We start from the raw sequence: 16145 nt of genomic DNA on the forward strand, positions 1-16145 counted from the left end.
TAAGCTCACCTCGTCATTAGAAAAATAGAATCCTAATGTTATACGTGGCAACAAGGTTAATTGCTATATGTACCTATTATACAGCATTGAAAATAGAGAGATCACAGAAACTATTCCTTAGCCTAGTCCTATTTTCACTATTATTTTCCTGTAAAACAAAAGACGAAAAAATAGGGACAGCGATGGAATTTGGCAAACGCGCAAATTACCAAGGCACCCCTATGCATGAAAGCATTCGCCCACATACTTGAGATAGATTCCACTAATGCTGATGCCTACAGAGAAGTATCCATTCCCTATTTAAAAAGAGGTATTCCACATGAATGGGAAAAATGGATGAAGGGAGCTCTTCAGTATGACGCTATTAAATGGCAGCCTTATCGCGGTTATAATTACCTCTGGTTCTACCGAGATTACCAAAGGGCTATTGCTGATTTTAATGCTTCCGACACCTTAACGCCATATTTGGAGTATCCCCAAGGCCATAGCGTCGATTTTTGGCGGGGCATCGCCTACTTAGGTTTGAAGGACTATGAAAATTCTATCGTTTACTGGGACAAACCCATTACTAAGGAAACCAAAGATACTGGAGAAGATTGGGTAGAACTGGAAGCGTTTTTACATAGGGGAATTGCCCACTTCGAATGGGGCAACGCAGAAAAGGCGATAGAAAATTTCGACAAAGCCATCCATTACTTTAAACAAAACGCGGACAGAAAATATTACAAGGCTTTGATTTTAAAAAATCAAGGGAAAAATTAGGAGGCAGTGACTCTAGTAGAAGCGGCTATCCTAGATTTCAATGCTGGATTTTATAACCATAGTGCTTATGTGGAAACACTGCGCCAGACTTATTGGGAAGATTTAGAAGAACTGAAAGATTCTTTAACGAAATAGTCTAAGAAATCGAGTAATGACCCCTAATTTTAATACTTTTAATCTAGCAAAAACGGTTCATGCCCACCCAACAACAGAAACGCTTTACCAAATTCATAAAATGGCGGTATAAAAATATCTCCAATAAGACCTTTACGCATATTATGGCCGTGGTCGTGGGTTTACTTGCGGGTCTAGCAGCCGTAACATTAAAGAACCTTACCTATTTTATAGAATCGTCCTTGGAGGGTGGTATTAACATTTCAGGCAACGAACTTTACTTTATACTTCCCATTATCGGACTAACTTTAGTCTACCTCTACGTGAAATTCATTCATAAGGAGAAACTTGAGCATGCAATTTCTTCTATTTTGTTTGCCCTATCCAAAAAGAAAGGCATTATCAAAATGAAAAAAATATACACACCACTCATTACCGCACCCTTAACGGTAGGTTTTGGAGGTTCTGTTGGTCTGTTAGGTCCTGCCGTGGCTTCTGGATCTGCTATAAGTTCTAATTTAGGACAGTTGCTCCATATCAATACAAAGACACGTAACCTTTTGATTGCCTGCGCTTCGGCGGGGGCTATTTCCTCTATCTTTCAAGCTCCTATTGCTGCAATTATATTTGCTGTGGAAGTATTTAGTATGGATTTTACTATGCTTTCTATGCTCCCGTTATTATTGGCATCCATATCCGGTGTGCTTACCTCGTATTTCTTTTTGGGCAACGAAGTACTTTTTAATTTTTCGCTGGCCGACAACTTTGAAATAAAGGATACACTTTTCTACGTAATCCTCGGTGTTGGTACTGCCGTAGCATCGGTCTACTTTACCAAAATGTATTTTGGTATCCTTAAATTATTTGAGCCTTTAAAAAGTCCAAAGTACCGTTTGTTGGTCGGGGGAATCGCTATCGGCATTATGCTCTATTTTATTCCGCCACTCTACGGGGAAGGTTTTGGGTTCATTAATAACTTATTAAAAGGAGACCATATTACGGCCTTGGGAAGTAACCCTTTTGATGCCTATATGAATAATATCTGGGTGGTCATTGCGCTACTTTTTGGACTAACGATATTCAAGGCCGTAGCGATGACCACTACCTTTGCCGCCGGGGGTGCAGGCGGAATTTTTATCCCAACTATGGTTATGGGAAGCGCATTAGGAAATGTGGTAGCGAAGGTAATCAATAATCTAGGATTGGGTTTTGCAGTTTCCGAAAGTAATTTTACATTGATAGGTATGGCAGGACTCATAGCAGGAGTGCTCCACGCGCCGCTTACCTCCATATTCCTTATTGCAGAAATTACGGGCGGCTATGAACTTTTTGTGCCGCTGATGATTACTGCTGCTATCTCCTACCTGATCACAAAGAACACCCTAGACCATACTATCTACACGCGTGAACTGGCAGAACAAGGTGCCTTGTTAACACACGATAAAGACAAAAATGTACTGACCATTATGCAATTGGACGACGTTATTGAGCGGGATTTTAAGAGCATAACCCCAAATATGACCCTTGGGGAAATGTTGCACCAGTCGGTTTCTAAGTCTACGCGCAACCTATACCCCGTGGTGAACGAAGAGATACTTGTAGGCATTGTACTCTTGGACGATATTAGAGAGTTTATGTTCGATACTGCCTTATACGAAACCACTACCGTAGCTACCTTTATGCACCAGCCGCCAGACGTTATTTTTTATGGAGAAGACACTATGGAGCACGTAATGGCAAAATTTCAAAAAAGTGGTGCTTGGAATTTACCCGTGATTAAAAAGGGATGCTATTTAGGCTTTGTTTCTAAGTCAAAACTACTAACAGCCTACCGCAGGGAACTCATTAATTTTACAGGAAACTGATTGCTTTGTACTTTCCGATAATACATTTCACTTTAAGTTCAAAAATAAGCTTGTAGAAATTTACAGCGCTATTTTGAGATCATCCTAGTTTAACTAACTTTGTACTATGAAATTGAAACATATCACCACTTTAATTGTCATTACCTGCTTAGGAGCCATCATCTACGGCTATACCTTAAACAATGAAGAAAACGGAACTGCAGAAAAATTCATAGGCTCAGGAACCTTAGGTATATTTTTAGTGGCTATGCCTCTTTTTCTGTATAAAGAAAGTAAAACCAGGAAATGGAACGACTACATGCTGAACGATGAAAATGTGAGAAAAATGCAGGGAAGACCACCAAAAGACAGTGATAATGTGTGAGTCATGAATTTAAAAATCTAATTTTTCAATTAATCGTATTAAAAAAAATATGCTTTAGGATTGTAATCATTACATCCTAATAACATGGCTGGAACGGTTAAATTTTATATTGAGTCCAAAGGGTATGGCTTCATTACCAATGATGAGACGGACAAAGATATTTTTGTCCATGCCACCCTACATGGAAAAGAAATTAGAGAAGGAGACAAAGCAGAGTACGCTGAAGAAGAAGGCAAGAAAGAGATTGTGGCAGGCCAGATTCAAGCGGTATAATTTCAAGTATTACCTTTTTTAAAAAGCACGTAAGATAGTCGTTGCTTGGAACATAGCGATGTGTTATTTTGAAGCAATAAATTAATTTTCCGCTGCATTAAAATTGAGTGGTGTTTACTACTAACTTCACTATTTTTTTAAATAACTAATTCAAAAAAATCTATCCCTTCCTCTTTTTCTGAAAAAATCGTTTCAATAGATTAGCCGCTTCATTCTCCAAAATACCGCCACTTACTTTAGTTTTGGGATGTAGCTTGGTACCCAAAACCCTATACCCCCGTTTTGAGTCACTGGCCGCAAATACTATTTTATCTATCTGACTCCAATACAAGGCACCTGCACACATTTGGCAAGGTTCCAAGGTAACGTACAGGGTACAACCCTTTAGGTATTTTCCTCCCAAAAAATTAGCTGCTGCCGTAATGGCCTGCATCTCTGCATGTGCCGTAACATCATTTAATTGTTCCGTGAGGTTATGTGCTCTAGCAATTATCCTGTCTTGAACTACTATTACGGCACCTACTGGAATCTCACCTCGCTCAAAAGCATACTCTGCCTCCTGAAGGGCCTTTTTCATGAAATACGTGTCATCGTAGGTGAGTACCATAATAATCTATTTGGCTGCAATAGTACTGAATTTTGATACTGGACACAATAGCAATTAAAACGAAAACTAAGTTTCCTAACAATAATTCTACGCGCCAAAACACTAAAAACCGTAGCTTTACAATTCCAAAATGGCCAACTTGAAAACTATTCTAGATACCATAACCTCCCCTCAGCAATTGCGTAAACTGCAGTTGGCCGATTTACATCTGCTTGCATCAGAGCTTAGGGAGTTTATCATTGATGTTGTTTCTTCCAAAGAAGGGCACTTGGGAGCTAGTTTAGGCGTGGTAGAACTCACTATTGCATTACATTATGTGTTAAATACACCTGAAGACCGACTTATATGGGATGTGGGCCACCAGGCATATGGACATAAGATATTGACAGGCCGAAAGGACATTTTTGAAACCAACAGACAACTCGATGGCTTAAGTGGTTTTCCAAAGCGGGAAGAAAGTGAATATGATACCTTCGGAACAGGGCATAGTTCTACCTCTATCTCCGCTATCCTAGGTATGGCGATTGCTTCTAAATTAAAAGGAGATACAAAAAGGCAACACGTAGCAGTAATAGGAGATGCTTCCATCGCCAGTGGAATGGCTTTTGAAGGACTCAACCATGCTGGAGTAACCGATGCTAATCTCCTTATAATTCTTAATGACAATGCCATTGGTATTGACCCTAGCGTAGGTGCGCTAAAAAGATACCTAACCAACGTTAAAAAGGGAACAGCCAAGGATGAAAATATTTTTGAATGTCTGAACCTAGCCTATTCTGGACCAATAGACGGTCATAATCTAGAAGGTTTAGTTGCCGAGTTGCAGCGATTGAAATCGGTTCCTGGCCCTAAATTACTTCATATCATCACGACCAAAGGCAAGGGTCTTAAAAAAGCAGAGGAAAATCAAGTGGTGTATCATGCGCCTGGTAAATTCGATAAAATAACAGGAGAACTTCATAAAAAATTAACGAAAGCTCAACCCCCTAAATTTCAAGATGTTTTTGGTAAGACGATTGTTGACCTTGCAACTAGAAATGAAAAAATTATTGGCATTACTCCGGCCATGCCCACCGGAAGTTCTTTAGGTTATATGATGGAGATTTTTCCAGATCGTGCATTTGATGTGGGTATAGCCGAGCAGCACGCCGTAACATTAGCTGCTGGTATGGCAACAGAGGGAATGATTCCTTTTTGCAACATCTACTCCACGTTTTTGCAACGTGCCTATGATCAAGTCATTCATGATGTGGCGCTTCAAAACTTGCCAGTGATTTTTTGTTTAGATCGCGCGGGGCTTGTAGGAGAAGACGGACCAACCCATCATGGTGTTTTTGACATCGCCTATTTACGCTGTATTCCCAACCTTATTATTTTCGCTCCGTTAAACGAAATTCAACTACGTAATATCATGTACACCGCGCAGCTTGGACTAGACCAACCCATTGCAATACGATACCCTAGAGGAAGAGGTGTTTTGTTAGATTGGGAAAAACCATACACCAACTTGGAACTTGGCATGTCTTTTGAGCTCAAGAAAGGTACAAAAATAGCCGTGCTGAGTTCGGGACCTATAGGAAATATGATTTCAGAAATTATTGACGAAGTTGAGGAGAGTACCTGCATTGGGCACTATGATTTTCCGTTTATAAAACCGTTAGACAAACGCGAGCTGAAGCGTATTTTTAAAAGCTACGAGCATATAATTACCATAGAGGATAGTTGTATAACGGGGGGGTTTGGAAGTGCCGTTCTTGAATTTGCAAACTCAGAAGGCATAAATACCAATTGTAAGATATTTGGTATTCCAGACGCGTTTATCCCACACGGTTCTGTGGAAGATCTGCACAAAATAGCAGGTCTGGACAAGAGTACCGTGAAATCATATATAGAAAAAGTTTTATGAGGATAACGCTTACCTATCAAACGCTTGTTTTAAGCCTTACCTTACTGTTGGTGTCGTCTCTAGTTTTGGGACAAGATTCTATCCCAAGGCCCATTGTTAGAGACACTATAGTTCTAGATACTACGGTGATAGATACCATTGTAATTAGGAAGACACTGAACAGAATAAAACATATACCTAGGGGAGTAAATCTTACCAACCCTGTTATATCCTTTAAAAAAACAAAACCCTTAAAGGATAAATATAATAGATTTAGAGTTCCTTCTTTTTGGGCCAAGGAAAACACATTAGGCATAAACGTAAGCGAAGCTGCATTCGTAAATTGGAATGCTGGTGGTAACAATGCCATTAGTGGACTAGGTTTCCTGAATTTTGTGCGTAACTATAAATTCAGGTATTTTAATTGGGATAACAATCTGGATCTTAGATATGGTTTAAATGCTCAAGAAGGACGACAATTACGTAAAACCGAAGATGTTATTAGATTAAATTCCAACTTAGGTTACCGGAGGGATACGATAAGCAACTGGTACTATTCAGTGCAACTCAATTTTAATACCCAATTTTCTAACGGGTACAAATATCCAGACCGAGAAACACCTATATCTCGTTTTATGGCTCCTGGATATTTCTTCCTTGGTGCAGGAACATCATACATTAGCCAAAATCAAAAATTTAACCTGTATTTATCACCTCTTACTCAAAAATCTACTTTTGTTCTAGATCAACGTTTGGCAGACAGAGGTGCCTTTGGTGTAAAAGCAGCGCAACGGGATACCAATGGTACTATTATCCAAGAAGGAAAAAATCATTTTGTGGAACTGGGTTTTCTTATTACCAACAATTTTGAATGGGAAGCGGCTAAAAACGTCAATATAAAAAGTAGGCTAAACCTCTATACAGATTATTTGGTGAGCTTTGGAAATATTGATGTAGACTGGGAACTCAACGTACGACTGCGTGTAAATAAACACATCCTCACCAATATTGGCACTCATGTTATATTTGATGATGATATCCTGTTTGACGAGGTAAAGGATGCCAATGGCATTGTTACTGAACCAGGGGTTCCTAAAATTCAGTTTAAACAGGTGTTGGGTATTGGCGTAGCCTATGATTTTTAAAGCTGCCTTCCTTTAATCTTATTGTGAATATGTACGGCTGAACTATCAGATAAGCTGGCAACATAACAACACGTATTTAATAAAATTTCGTATAGCGTTATACTAGTCCGCCTATAAAACTCAGGAAGTGTTTGTAGTATCAAATTGTGGTAATTAGAGGCGTTATCTTTTTTCTTTTTTACCAATGCATGGACATAAACATCTAAAATATCAGCTATAATGGTGTACCCGGCAATTTCTTTTTCGACTACCTCTTGTGCCTGATATATATTTCGCACACTTAAATCGATAATATCACTAATCTGGGCATCATAGGTGCTTTTTCCCAAAAGTGAAACATGAAAGTCACCGGCAAGAATAGCCGTTTCGCTCTCCATAAAGATAGAAACCGCATCTTGTATTAGGGTGTTTATTGCCAATGCACGCAAATAGCTCAACCTATCTTCCTTATAGGCCAAGGAGTGATATTTTTTTGTATTTATGGTGTCTTTTACCAACTTTATAAGATATTCCAAAGCATAATCCTCAGAAATAAGACCAAGGTTGATACCATCCTCAAAATCAATTATCGTGTAACAAATATCATCGGCTGCCTCTACCAAAAAAGTAAGCGGATGCCGAGCAAAGGAAATTGAATTCCCGTCCGCAGTTTGCCTTAAGCCTAAATCTGAAGCTACTTCTTTAAAACTACTTTTTTCGGTCTGGAAGTACCCAAACTTTTTATCAGCTATATGCTTAGTCGGTTTTTTGGGCAAGGACTCTTTGGGATACTTCATAAACGCTCCAAGGGTTGCATAGCTCAAACGGAGCCCTCCCGAAACCCCTTCCCTATCTTGGGTCATCAGCTTAAATCCGTTGGCATTCCCTTCAAAATCAATAATATCCTGGTATTCCTTTTCTGTAAGTTCATTTTTGAATTCCCTACCGTTTCCTGATTTAAAATATTCTCCAATGGCCTTCTCTCCACTATGGCCAAAAGGCGGATTTCCAATATCATGGGAAAGTGCAGCGGCAGCAACGATAGCACCAAAATCATTGAACTGATATCCATGCACTTCTTTGAGGTACGGATGCTTTTCCAAGATTTTTTTACCTGCCAATCTTCCCAAACTCCGGCCCACTACAGAAACTTCCAAACTATGCGTTAGCCGTGTATGCACAAAATCAGTTTTGGAAAGAGGGATTACCTGTGTTTTGTCCTGAAGGCTCCTAAAAGCAGATGAAAAGATGATACGGTCATAATCCACGTCAAACCCCAACCGTGTCTCGTCCTGTTCGTTTCGTAATCTTTTATTGGTATCTCCTTTTCTGCGTAAAGAAAGTAATTGCTCCCAGTTCATGGCGTTCGTTTAAGAACCGCAAGATACATTTTTTGACCTATACGATTTGGTTAACGGTAGTTTCCTATTAAGGCAGGAACCCTATTCTTAACCATTACAAAATATACAAATAACCCCTGGTTAACTTTAACTTAACCTTGTCGGGGTTTATTTGTATCCTAATACATTGTCGAAAATGAAATATCTGATTTTTATCTTTTTTGTGTCTTTCTTTTTATCCCTCCAGGCACAAGATAAAAGTACTATTAGTGGTAAAATTTTAGATGCAGAGCTTTATAACGAGCCCTTATTAATGGCTAGTATAGCATTAAACGGTACAGCGTGGTATACCCAAACCAATTTTAACGGAAATTTTCAGATAACAGACATAGACGCTGGTTCATACACCATGAAGATTAGTTTTCTCGGTTACGAAGACGTGGAAGTGGAGCTTATTATTGACAAAAATAGTACGCTTTTTGTTCAACATAGCCTTCGTGCGAAAACGATGATTCTTAAAGATGTAGCAGATATCAGTAGTGCTTCAAGGGATTAAGAACAGCCTATGCACTAACGCCAATAAGTAAAGACTAATCGCTACATCCTTAATTCCTACTATACTGCAGCTATACATTTCTTTTCGTGTTTCAATTTTGAAATAGAAAAAACATTTAGAATGGGTTGTGTTGTCTAACTTTGTGTGTTAAAACTTAAACATTACTTAATATTGGTGTTACATAAGAGTCATGTATATAAACGAACTTCGTGCTCGTCTTAAGACACGGACGATTTCATTTTACTATTAGTTTTTGTCGACTGGTTCTCTTTGAAATCCGACAGCTACCTTTGGCCAAGGTAGCTTTTTTTTACCCTAATATTTTCCTTACCCTAGTGTAAACTGCTTTCAGAAATAAGCATAATCAAATCAAAAATATTGATAAATACGTAGCTAAGCGCTTAGACTTTATATTTAGCCAACATTAACTTAACATTGGTTTTAGTACTTTGCAGCCGACAAAAACTAATTTACAATGAAAATCAGTCATTTAGCCTTATGGCTTTTGATTCCTATTCCATTTTTTTCTTTAAGTCAAGAAACTAACGCTCCGGCATTTGGTAAGGGCTTATTTAATCTAGTAGGGAAAGATAGTTCTTGGACAATGAAGGTTGCCACAAGAATGCAAATTCTGACAATTGCCAATTGGGATGAAAACAATGATGGAAGCTTTGCAAATCCAGAACAAAACTCTCTTGTTCGTAGGGCAAGGCTAAAATTCGATGGGTTCGCATATTCCCCAAAATTAAAATACAAATTAGAGCTTGGTCTTTCCAATCGAGATCTTTCCGGAGGTTCAGAATTTACTAGCAATACACCAAGGTACATTCTTGATGCCGTTATAAAATGGAACTTTTATGAAAATTTTGTATTATGGTTTGGTCAAACCAAACTACCCGGGAATATAGAGCGAGTCATCTCTTCAGGTGATTTACAACAAGTAGATCGCTCTTTACTGAACAGTAGATTCACCATTGACCGCGACATGGGTTTTCAATTGCGACATCATATTAATATCTCAGAAAAATTCTTGATTCGTGAAATTCTTGCTATTTCACAAGGTGAAGGACGTAATATCACGACTGGAAACCTTGGCGGACATCAATATACCTCGCGTCTAGAAGTGCTACCTTTTGGCAAATTCTTAAGTAAAGGCGACTATAAAGGCAGTGATTTAAAGCGAGAAAAAAAACCTAAACTGATGCTTGCAGCTTCCTATGACATTAATCAGAATGCCGTAAAGACAAAAAGTAACCAAGGGAGCTACATGGTTAATGATGTCGGGTTTTATGAGACTACGATTACTACCGTTTTTATTGACGCCATGTTCAAGTATAACGGTTTTTCTTTTATGGGAGAGTATGCCTGTAGGTCTGCAAAGGAAGCCTTGGCAAAAAATACTGATGGCACACTAACCGGAGATGTGGTTCAGGTAGGGAGTGGTCTTAACCTTCAAAGTGGGTATTTATTTAAAAACAATTGGGAAGTTTCCAGTAGGTATACTTCCATTCTGCTCGACAAGGATATTACAGGCAGAAACCCTCAAAAACAATATACCTTAGGCCTTTCAAAATTCATTGTGGGTCATAAATTAAAAGTACAAACAGATTTGAGTTATCTTTCTGAACACAATGGCTCAAATGGTTTAATGTATAGGCTACAACTGGATATTCATTTCTAGTAAAAAAGATAACCTTTAGCTAACATTACAGCCGACTGCGATAATGATATTTGTAAATTGATAGCGTAACTTATGGATAATATTTATTTATTAATGATTGTAGCCCTAGCTATTTTAGCAGTAGCTGACTTAGTTGTGGGTGTTAGTAACGATGCGGTAAATTTCTTAAATTCCGCTATAGGGTCAAAAGCCATTTCGTTTAGAACCATTATGATTGTTGCGAGTTTAGGAATCGCAGCAGGAGCAATATTTTCGAGTGGGATGATGGAAGTTGCTCGAAAAGGAATTTTTAACCCAGGAGAATTCTATTTTGATGAAATCATGTTCATTTTTATGGCCGTAATGATTACGGATATCTTATTGTTAGATTTCTTCAATACGTTGGGAATGCCAACATCCACTACGGTTTCTATAGTATTTGAACTTTTAGGTGCTGCCGTTGCCATGGCCCTGATAAAAATAGTAGCTGATAATGGTAGTTTTACAGATATCGTCAATTATATAAATACAGATAAAGCCACTCAAATAATATTTGGTATCCTGTTGTCAGTCGTAGTAGCATTCTCCATAGGTGCTTTAGTACAATGGATCTCAAGATTGCTATTATCCAATCAATATGAAAAAAAGGCGAAATGGGTTGGGGCTCTTTTTGGAGGGTTTGCACTTTCTGCAATCACCTATTTTATTTTGATGAAAGGCATCAAGGGAACTGCATTCTCCGGCAATAGCTATGGTTTAATTGAAGGGCTTACCATAACAGATTTCTTGGAGGTACATTGGCTCGGTATCGCAGGCGCCAACTTTTTAATCTGGTCGCTTTTATCCTATATCTTAATGAACTTTTTTAAGGTAAATATATACAAATTGATTATTGGTGCAGGTACCTTTGCATTGGCATTGGCATTTGCTGGTAATGACCTTGTTAATTTTATTGGAGTGCCTATTGCAGCTTGGCAATCTTATGAGGCGTGGATGGCATCAGGAACGGCAGCCACAGAATTTAGCATGGAGATTTTAGCAGCAAAAGTCCCTACACCAACCTTACTTCTATTTATTGCGGGTATGGTAATGGTGCTAACGCTTTGGTTTTCAAGCAAAGCTAAAAATGTAGTTAAAACCTCTATTGACCTTTCAAGTCAAGAAGCTACAAAAGAGCGCTTTCAACCTAATTTTCTATCTCGTGGTTTTGTCCGTTTAGCAATTTCCATAGCTGAAATATCTACCTATATTTTACCGGAATCTTGGCAAGCAAGAATTGACAAACAATTTGAAAAACCTGTTATCACTTTATCTAAAAACAGGGTTCACGAATTACCAGCCTTTGATATGGTTCGAGCGGCCGTAAACTTAATGGTGGCCGGTATATTAATATCTATTGCCACTTCTTATAAATTACCCCTTTCCACCACGTACGTAACTTTTATGGTGGCTATGGGAACCTCGCTTGCAGATAGGGCCTGGGGTGCAGAAAGTGCTGTGTATCGAGTAGCGGGTGTACTCAACGTTGTTGGTGGATGGTTTGGAACCGCTATTATTGCGTTTATTGCATCCGGTACCATCTTGGCCATTATCAGTTTTGGAAAAGGTGCAGCTATAGGCGTCTTATTGTTTGCTGCTATTCTTCTGCTATCAAGAAGCTATATTTCCCACAATAAAAAGAACAAAGAAATGCGCGCCGAAGACTCGCTAAACAAAGCGGAAAGCAGTTCTATTCAAGGAGTAATTATTGAAAGTGCTAAAAATATTTCAAACGTATTAAAAAGAACCAATAAAATTTATACCAACAGTATAAACGGACTTGCAAAACAAGATCTTGATTTATTGAAAAAGAACAAAAAACAAGGAGAGAAACTTTCAAACGAAATCGATGACTTACGAGATCATATTTTCTACTTCATTAAAAATTTGGATGAAAATAGCGTAGGCGCAAGTAACTTCTATATTAACACTTTGGGCTATTTAACGGATATCAGTCAATCCTTGGATTACATTAGCAAAGTTAGTCTCAAGCATGTAAACAACAATCATAAAAAATTAAAGTACAACCAAATAAAGGAGCTTAAGCAAATTGATGTAAAACTAGAAGAAGTATTAAATCAAACGCAATCCGCCTTTACCAATCAATCTTTTGAGGAGATAGGAATTGTACTAAATCAAAAACAAGAGTTGTTCGATATGGTTTCTGATAAAATTCAGACGCAGATTGCAAGAACCCGTAATGAAGAATCGAGTCCAAAGAATACTACCTTGTATTTCTCGCTACTGCTTGAAACAAAGGACATGATGACCGCTACCATGAACTTATTACAACAATACCATGATGAGCATGATAGCTCCGTTGCGCCTGCAACAATTGAGCAACCAAAGGACGAGTAGGGCCTCCTTTGTTAAGAAATATAAATGTATCTTGAAATAATAAAGATAAAGGATGACAAGATATGTTTATATTTTAATCGTATTACACCTACCCTTAGGTGCATTAAGTCAGGAAATTACTGGAGAACAACTTCTGGCAAAAACAATAAACTATCACGACCCCAATGGCAACTGGCGTGCCTTTAAAGCAGCGCTAACCATTACCATGAGCAGACCCGATGCTGATGAACGCACTACAAAAGTACAAATAGACTTCGCTGAGCAGTTTTATAGCTCCACAGTAAAGCAAGATGGAAATACCATAACCTCTACCCTAAAAAAAGAAAACTGTACGCTTAAACTTAACGGTAGTGCTGATATTTCAGAGGCATTGCGAGACAGTCTTCGTATAAATTGTGATAGGGCAAAAATGATGCGGGACTACTATACGTATTTGTATGGCCTACCCATGAAATTAAAAGACCCTGGGACCAATATCTACCAAACGGTTGAAAAGAAAACCTTTAAGAATAAGGAGTATTTGGTATTAAAAGTCGATTATGATGAAACTGTTGGGAAAGACACTTGGTATTTTTATTTTAACCCGAAATCCTTCGCTTTGGAAGTGTACCAGTTTTACCATGACGAATCTAAGAATGACGGGGAATACATCCTACTTACGGATACAATGGAAGTCCAAGATATCAAGATTCCAAAAACAAGGGGGTGGTATTATAATAAAAATGATGGTTTCTTGGCAACAGATGTGCTTACCGAGGTTCAAGAGCTAGAATAATTTTTAGCGATAAAAATTCATTTCATCCATATACTTCCAAACAGCATCTGGTAAGAGAGGCCGTATATTTTTACCCTTCTTATATTCCGTTCTAATAAACGTAGAAGATATTTCTATGATTGGAGCATTTACTTTATGAACGCGGGGATGGTCTATAAACCGATGTTCCGTTTTTCCTTCAGAAATTCTTGGATATACAAAAAGCTCGTAGTGCTCCAAAATCACATCGTAATTTTTCCATTTATGGAATCCCTTCAAATTATCCTCCCCCATGATAAGGCAAAATTGATATCCATCCGGGTATTTTTCTGATAGATGTGCGAGTGTATCTATGGTGTAATTGGGTTCTGGTAGATTAAACTCAATAGTGCTAGATTTTAATTTTTGAAAATCCGCGGTAGCCTCCAGCACCATTTGATACCTATGGTTATTGTCTAAAAGTGTCTTCTTTACCTTAAATGGACTTTGGGGCGTGACTACGAACCAAACCTCATCCAGGTCAGAGAACTCCACCATATGATTCGCAATGATTATATGACCAATGTGAATAGGGTTGAACGTTCCAAAATAAAGCCCTACCTTTTTCATTACTCCTGTTTTTTGGAACTCGCTATGAAATCAGAAACCAATTGTTCCGCTTCCTTTAAAGCGACATCCAAATCATAATTCTTTATAATCTTATCGAATTGTGGAGCAGTAGCTAACTCTACCGAAGCTTTAGCTATCCGCATATTGATTTTATCATCACTTTCTGTACTACGCTTTTTTAGGCGAATTTTAAGCTCGTCTATACTTGGTGGTTTTACGAATACGGCCAAGGTTTGTTCGGGAAATTTCTTTTTAATTCGCAATCCTCCAGCGACATCAATGTCAAAAATAACGTTCTTCCCTTCGGCCCATAACCGTTCTACTTCTGTCTTCAGTGTCCCGTAAAAATTATCACGGTACACTTCTTCCCACTCTAAAAAATCTTCCTTCTTTATATGTTGCTTAAACTCCGAGACTGACATAAAGTAATAATGCTCCTTGTTCTTTTCCTTTCCCCTTCTAGGTCTAGAAGTCGCAGAGACGGAAAAAGCCAGATTTAGCTTTTGGCATTGCAAAAGATACCTAACAATAGTTGTTTTACCACTGCCCGACGGAGCTGAAAAAATTATGAGTTTACCACCTTTCATGCGTACTAATGTATTCTCTTAAATAATATTCTAAATTCTAAAATAATCGGCAAATGCCCGTATTTCTGACTAGTTGGGATGTTAAAGCACATTTAACATCTGTTCTTTTATTTTCTCTAATTCATCCTTCATCTGCACTACCAATTGCTGCATGGGCGCAAAATTAGCTTTGGAACCAATAGTATTTATCTCTCTTCCAATCTCTTGAGAGATAAAACCTAGCTTCTTACCGTTACTATCGTCCGATTGTAACGTTTTAGTAAAATAATCCAAATGGTTTGCCAATCGTACCTTTTCTTCGGTTATATCGTATTTCTCCAAGTAATAGATTAACTCTTGTTCAAACCGATTTGCATCTACTTCCACCTTTACATCCTGTACGGCTTTTTCCAAGCGTTCGCGAATAGTTGCCTGCCTATCTGGATCCATTTCTAAAACACTAGCCAATAGCTGCTGTAAGGAAGCTATACGTTCCAAAAAGTCTTTCTCCAACACACTTCCTTCCTCTGACCTAAAGGTGTTTATTTCGTCTAAAGCGCCCTTTAAAACCTTTAGTATTTCAGCATACTCATCTTCATCTATATCTTCCTTATCGGTTTTCATGGCATCGGGAAAACGCAGAGCCATCTCCAACAGCTTTAGTTCATCGCCATCTGCAATCGCCTTTAACTGCTTCATGTACTGCCGCACAACGGTTTCGTTTACTTGGGCAGACGTTGCGTCACCCGTAAACTCTAAATACAGGCTAAAATCTACCTTTCCTCTTTGGAGCGAATTGGCAATAAGTTTTCGCAACTCCAGCTCTTTTTCCCGGTAGCTGGAAGGCATACGTGCATTAAGATCAATGCTCTTGCTATTAAGCGATTTAATCTCTATTGTTATTTTTTTGGTAGGAAGCTGCACTACATACTTCCCGAATCCTGTCATGGATTGAATCATAGGTATTTTTTAAATCTTGGCAAAGATAACCAAATTAAGAGGGGTGTATTTTAGGCTTGTAATTTTTATCAAAACGTTTGCGTATCTATATTTTAAAATTAATACCACAGGACTTTAAAATCTATTTGACCCTACCTTTAAAATGGTGTTTCAATAGTTTTGATTTTAGAGTTATAAGCTAATACTTGAACTTTCAACCCATCCTATAATATCGTCACAAATTTCTTGATTGACCATACTACATCTGTCAAGATGACTTTCTAATTGGGTATTTCGTATAAAATCACCCAACAACAGTGATAACGATTC

Annotated in this window: 16 protein-coding genes; 11 read left to right on the plus strand and 5 right to left on the minus strand. The window is 38.2% G+C overall.

The features are described 5' to 3' along the window. Positions 1–225: 225 nt before the first annotated feature. The 5 genes from Q360_RS0111725 (at position 226) to Q360_RS0111745 (ending at position 3378) form a co-directional block, all read left to right on the plus strand. The gene (locus tag Q360_RS0111725) at positions 226–762 is read left to right on the plus strand and encodes a tetratricopeptide repeat protein (protein WP_027077275.1); all 537 of its coding nucleotides are present in this window, start codon (positions 226–228) and stop codon (positions 760–762) included. 6 nt (positions 763–768) lie between these two features. After that, positions 769–897 (plus strand): hypothetical protein, encoded by a 129-nt coding sequence (locus tag Q360_RS26985; protein ID WP_262493219.1) that lies wholly within the window; start codon positions 769–771, stop codon positions 895–897. A gap of 59 nt (positions 898–956) precedes the next feature. Continuing rightward, positions 957–2741: a chloride channel protein gene (locus tag Q360_RS0111735; RefSeq protein WP_027077276.1), complete on the plus strand. Its 1785-nt coding sequence runs from the start codon at positions 957–959 to the stop codon at positions 2739–2741. A 106-nt stretch (positions 2742–2847) separates the two neighbouring features. Then, on the plus strand, positions 2848–3105 hold the full coding sequence (locus tag Q360_RS0111740) for a hypothetical protein (protein ID WP_027077277.1): 258 nt from the start codon (positions 2848–2850) through the stop codon (positions 3103–3105). A gap of 84 nt (positions 3106–3189) precedes the next feature. Continuing rightward, positions 3190–3378 (plus strand): cold-shock protein, encoded by a 189-nt coding sequence (locus Q360_RS0111745; protein WP_027077278.1) that lies wholly within the window; start codon positions 3190–3192, stop codon positions 3376–3378. A 160-nt stretch (positions 3379–3538) separates the two neighbouring features. On the opposite strand, the gene Q360_RS0111750 is transcribed toward Q360_RS0111745, so the two are convergent. Continuing rightward, the gene (locus tag Q360_RS0111750; RefSeq protein WP_027077279.1) at positions 3539–3985 is read right to left on the minus strand and encodes a nucleoside deaminase; all 447 of its coding nucleotides are present in this window, start codon (positions 3983–3985) and stop codon (positions 3539–3541) included. 130 nt (positions 3986–4115) lie between these two features. On the opposite strand from Q360_RS0111750, the gene Q360_RS0111755 reads away from it, so the two are divergent. Then, entirely contained in the window at positions 4116–5891 is a 1776-nt protein-coding gene (locus Q360_RS0111755) for a 1-deoxy-D-xylulose-5-phosphate synthase (protein WP_036195777.1), read from the plus strand. After that, entirely contained in the window at positions 5888–7015 is a 1128-nt protein-coding gene (locus tag Q360_RS0111760; protein WP_027077281.1) for a DUF3078 domain-containing protein, read from the plus strand. Before Q360_RS0111755 ends, Q360_RS0111760 begins: the two co-directional genes overlap by 4 nt. Here Q360_RS0111760 and dgt read toward each other — a convergent pair. After that, positions 7012–8355 carry a dGTP triphosphohydrolase gene (dgt, locus tag Q360_RS0111765; RefSeq protein ID WP_027077282.1) on the minus strand — a complete coding sequence of 448 codons (1344 nt, stop codon included), beginning with the start codon at positions 8353–8355 and terminating at the stop codon, positions 7012–7014. The genes Q360_RS0111760 and dgt overlap by 4 nt on opposite strands. A gap of 175 nt (positions 8356–8530) precedes the next feature. Between dgt and Q360_RS0111770 the strand changes: the two genes are divergently transcribed. The 4 genes from Q360_RS0111770 to Q360_RS0111785 all read left to right on the plus strand — a co-directional run bounded on the left by Q360_RS0111770 (position 8531) and on the right by Q360_RS0111785 (position 13722). After that, entirely contained in the window at positions 8531–8890 is a 360-nt protein-coding gene (locus Q360_RS0111770) for a carboxypeptidase-like regulatory domain-containing protein (RefSeq protein ID WP_027077283.1), read from the plus strand. 475 nt (positions 8891–9365) lie between these two features. Beyond that, positions 9366–10571 (plus strand): porin, encoded by a 1206-nt coding sequence (locus Q360_RS0111775; RefSeq protein ID WP_027077284.1) that lies wholly within the window; start codon positions 9366–9368, stop codon positions 10569–10571. A gap of 72 nt (positions 10572–10643) precedes the next feature. After that, the gene (locus tag Q360_RS0111780; protein WP_027077285.1) at positions 10644–12947 is read left to right on the plus strand and encodes an inorganic phosphate transporter; all 2304 of its coding nucleotides are present in this window, start codon (positions 10644–10646) and stop codon (positions 12945–12947) included. A gap of 52 nt (positions 12948–12999) precedes the next feature. Further along, positions 13000–13722 (plus strand): DUF6503 family protein, encoded by a 723-nt coding sequence (locus Q360_RS0111785; RefSeq protein ID WP_027077286.1) that lies wholly within the window; start codon positions 13000–13002, stop codon positions 13720–13722. A 3-nt stretch (positions 13723–13725) separates the two neighbouring features. Here Q360_RS0111785 and nadD read toward each other — a convergent pair whose 3' ends face one another. The 3 genes from nadD to Q360_RS0111800 form a co-directional block, all read right to left on the minus strand. Further along, positions 13726–14310 carry a nicotinate (nicotinamide) nucleotide adenylyltransferase gene (gene nadD, locus Q360_RS0111790; RefSeq protein WP_027077287.1) on the minus strand — a complete coding sequence of 195 codons (585 nt, stop codon included), beginning with the start codon at positions 14308–14310 and terminating at the stop codon, positions 13726–13728. After that, positions 14310–14897 (minus strand): guanylate kinase, encoded by a 588-nt coding sequence (gmk, locus tag Q360_RS0111795; protein WP_027077288.1) that lies wholly within the window; start codon positions 14895–14897, stop codon positions 14310–14312. The genes nadD and gmk overlap by 1 nt, the downstream gene beginning before the upstream one ends. A gap of 81 nt (positions 14898–14978) precedes the next feature. Further along, entirely contained in the window at positions 14979–15836 is an 858-nt protein-coding gene (locus Q360_RS0111800; RefSeq protein WP_027077289.1) for a YicC/YloC family endoribonuclease, read from the minus strand. Positions 15837–16145 lie beyond the last annotated feature (309 nt).

The sequence above is a fragment of the Maribacter antarcticus DSM 21422 genome (assembly GCF_000621125.1).
GTDB lineage: Bacteria > Bacteroidota > Bacteroidia > Flavobacteriales > Flavobacteriaceae > Maribacter > Maribacter antarcticus.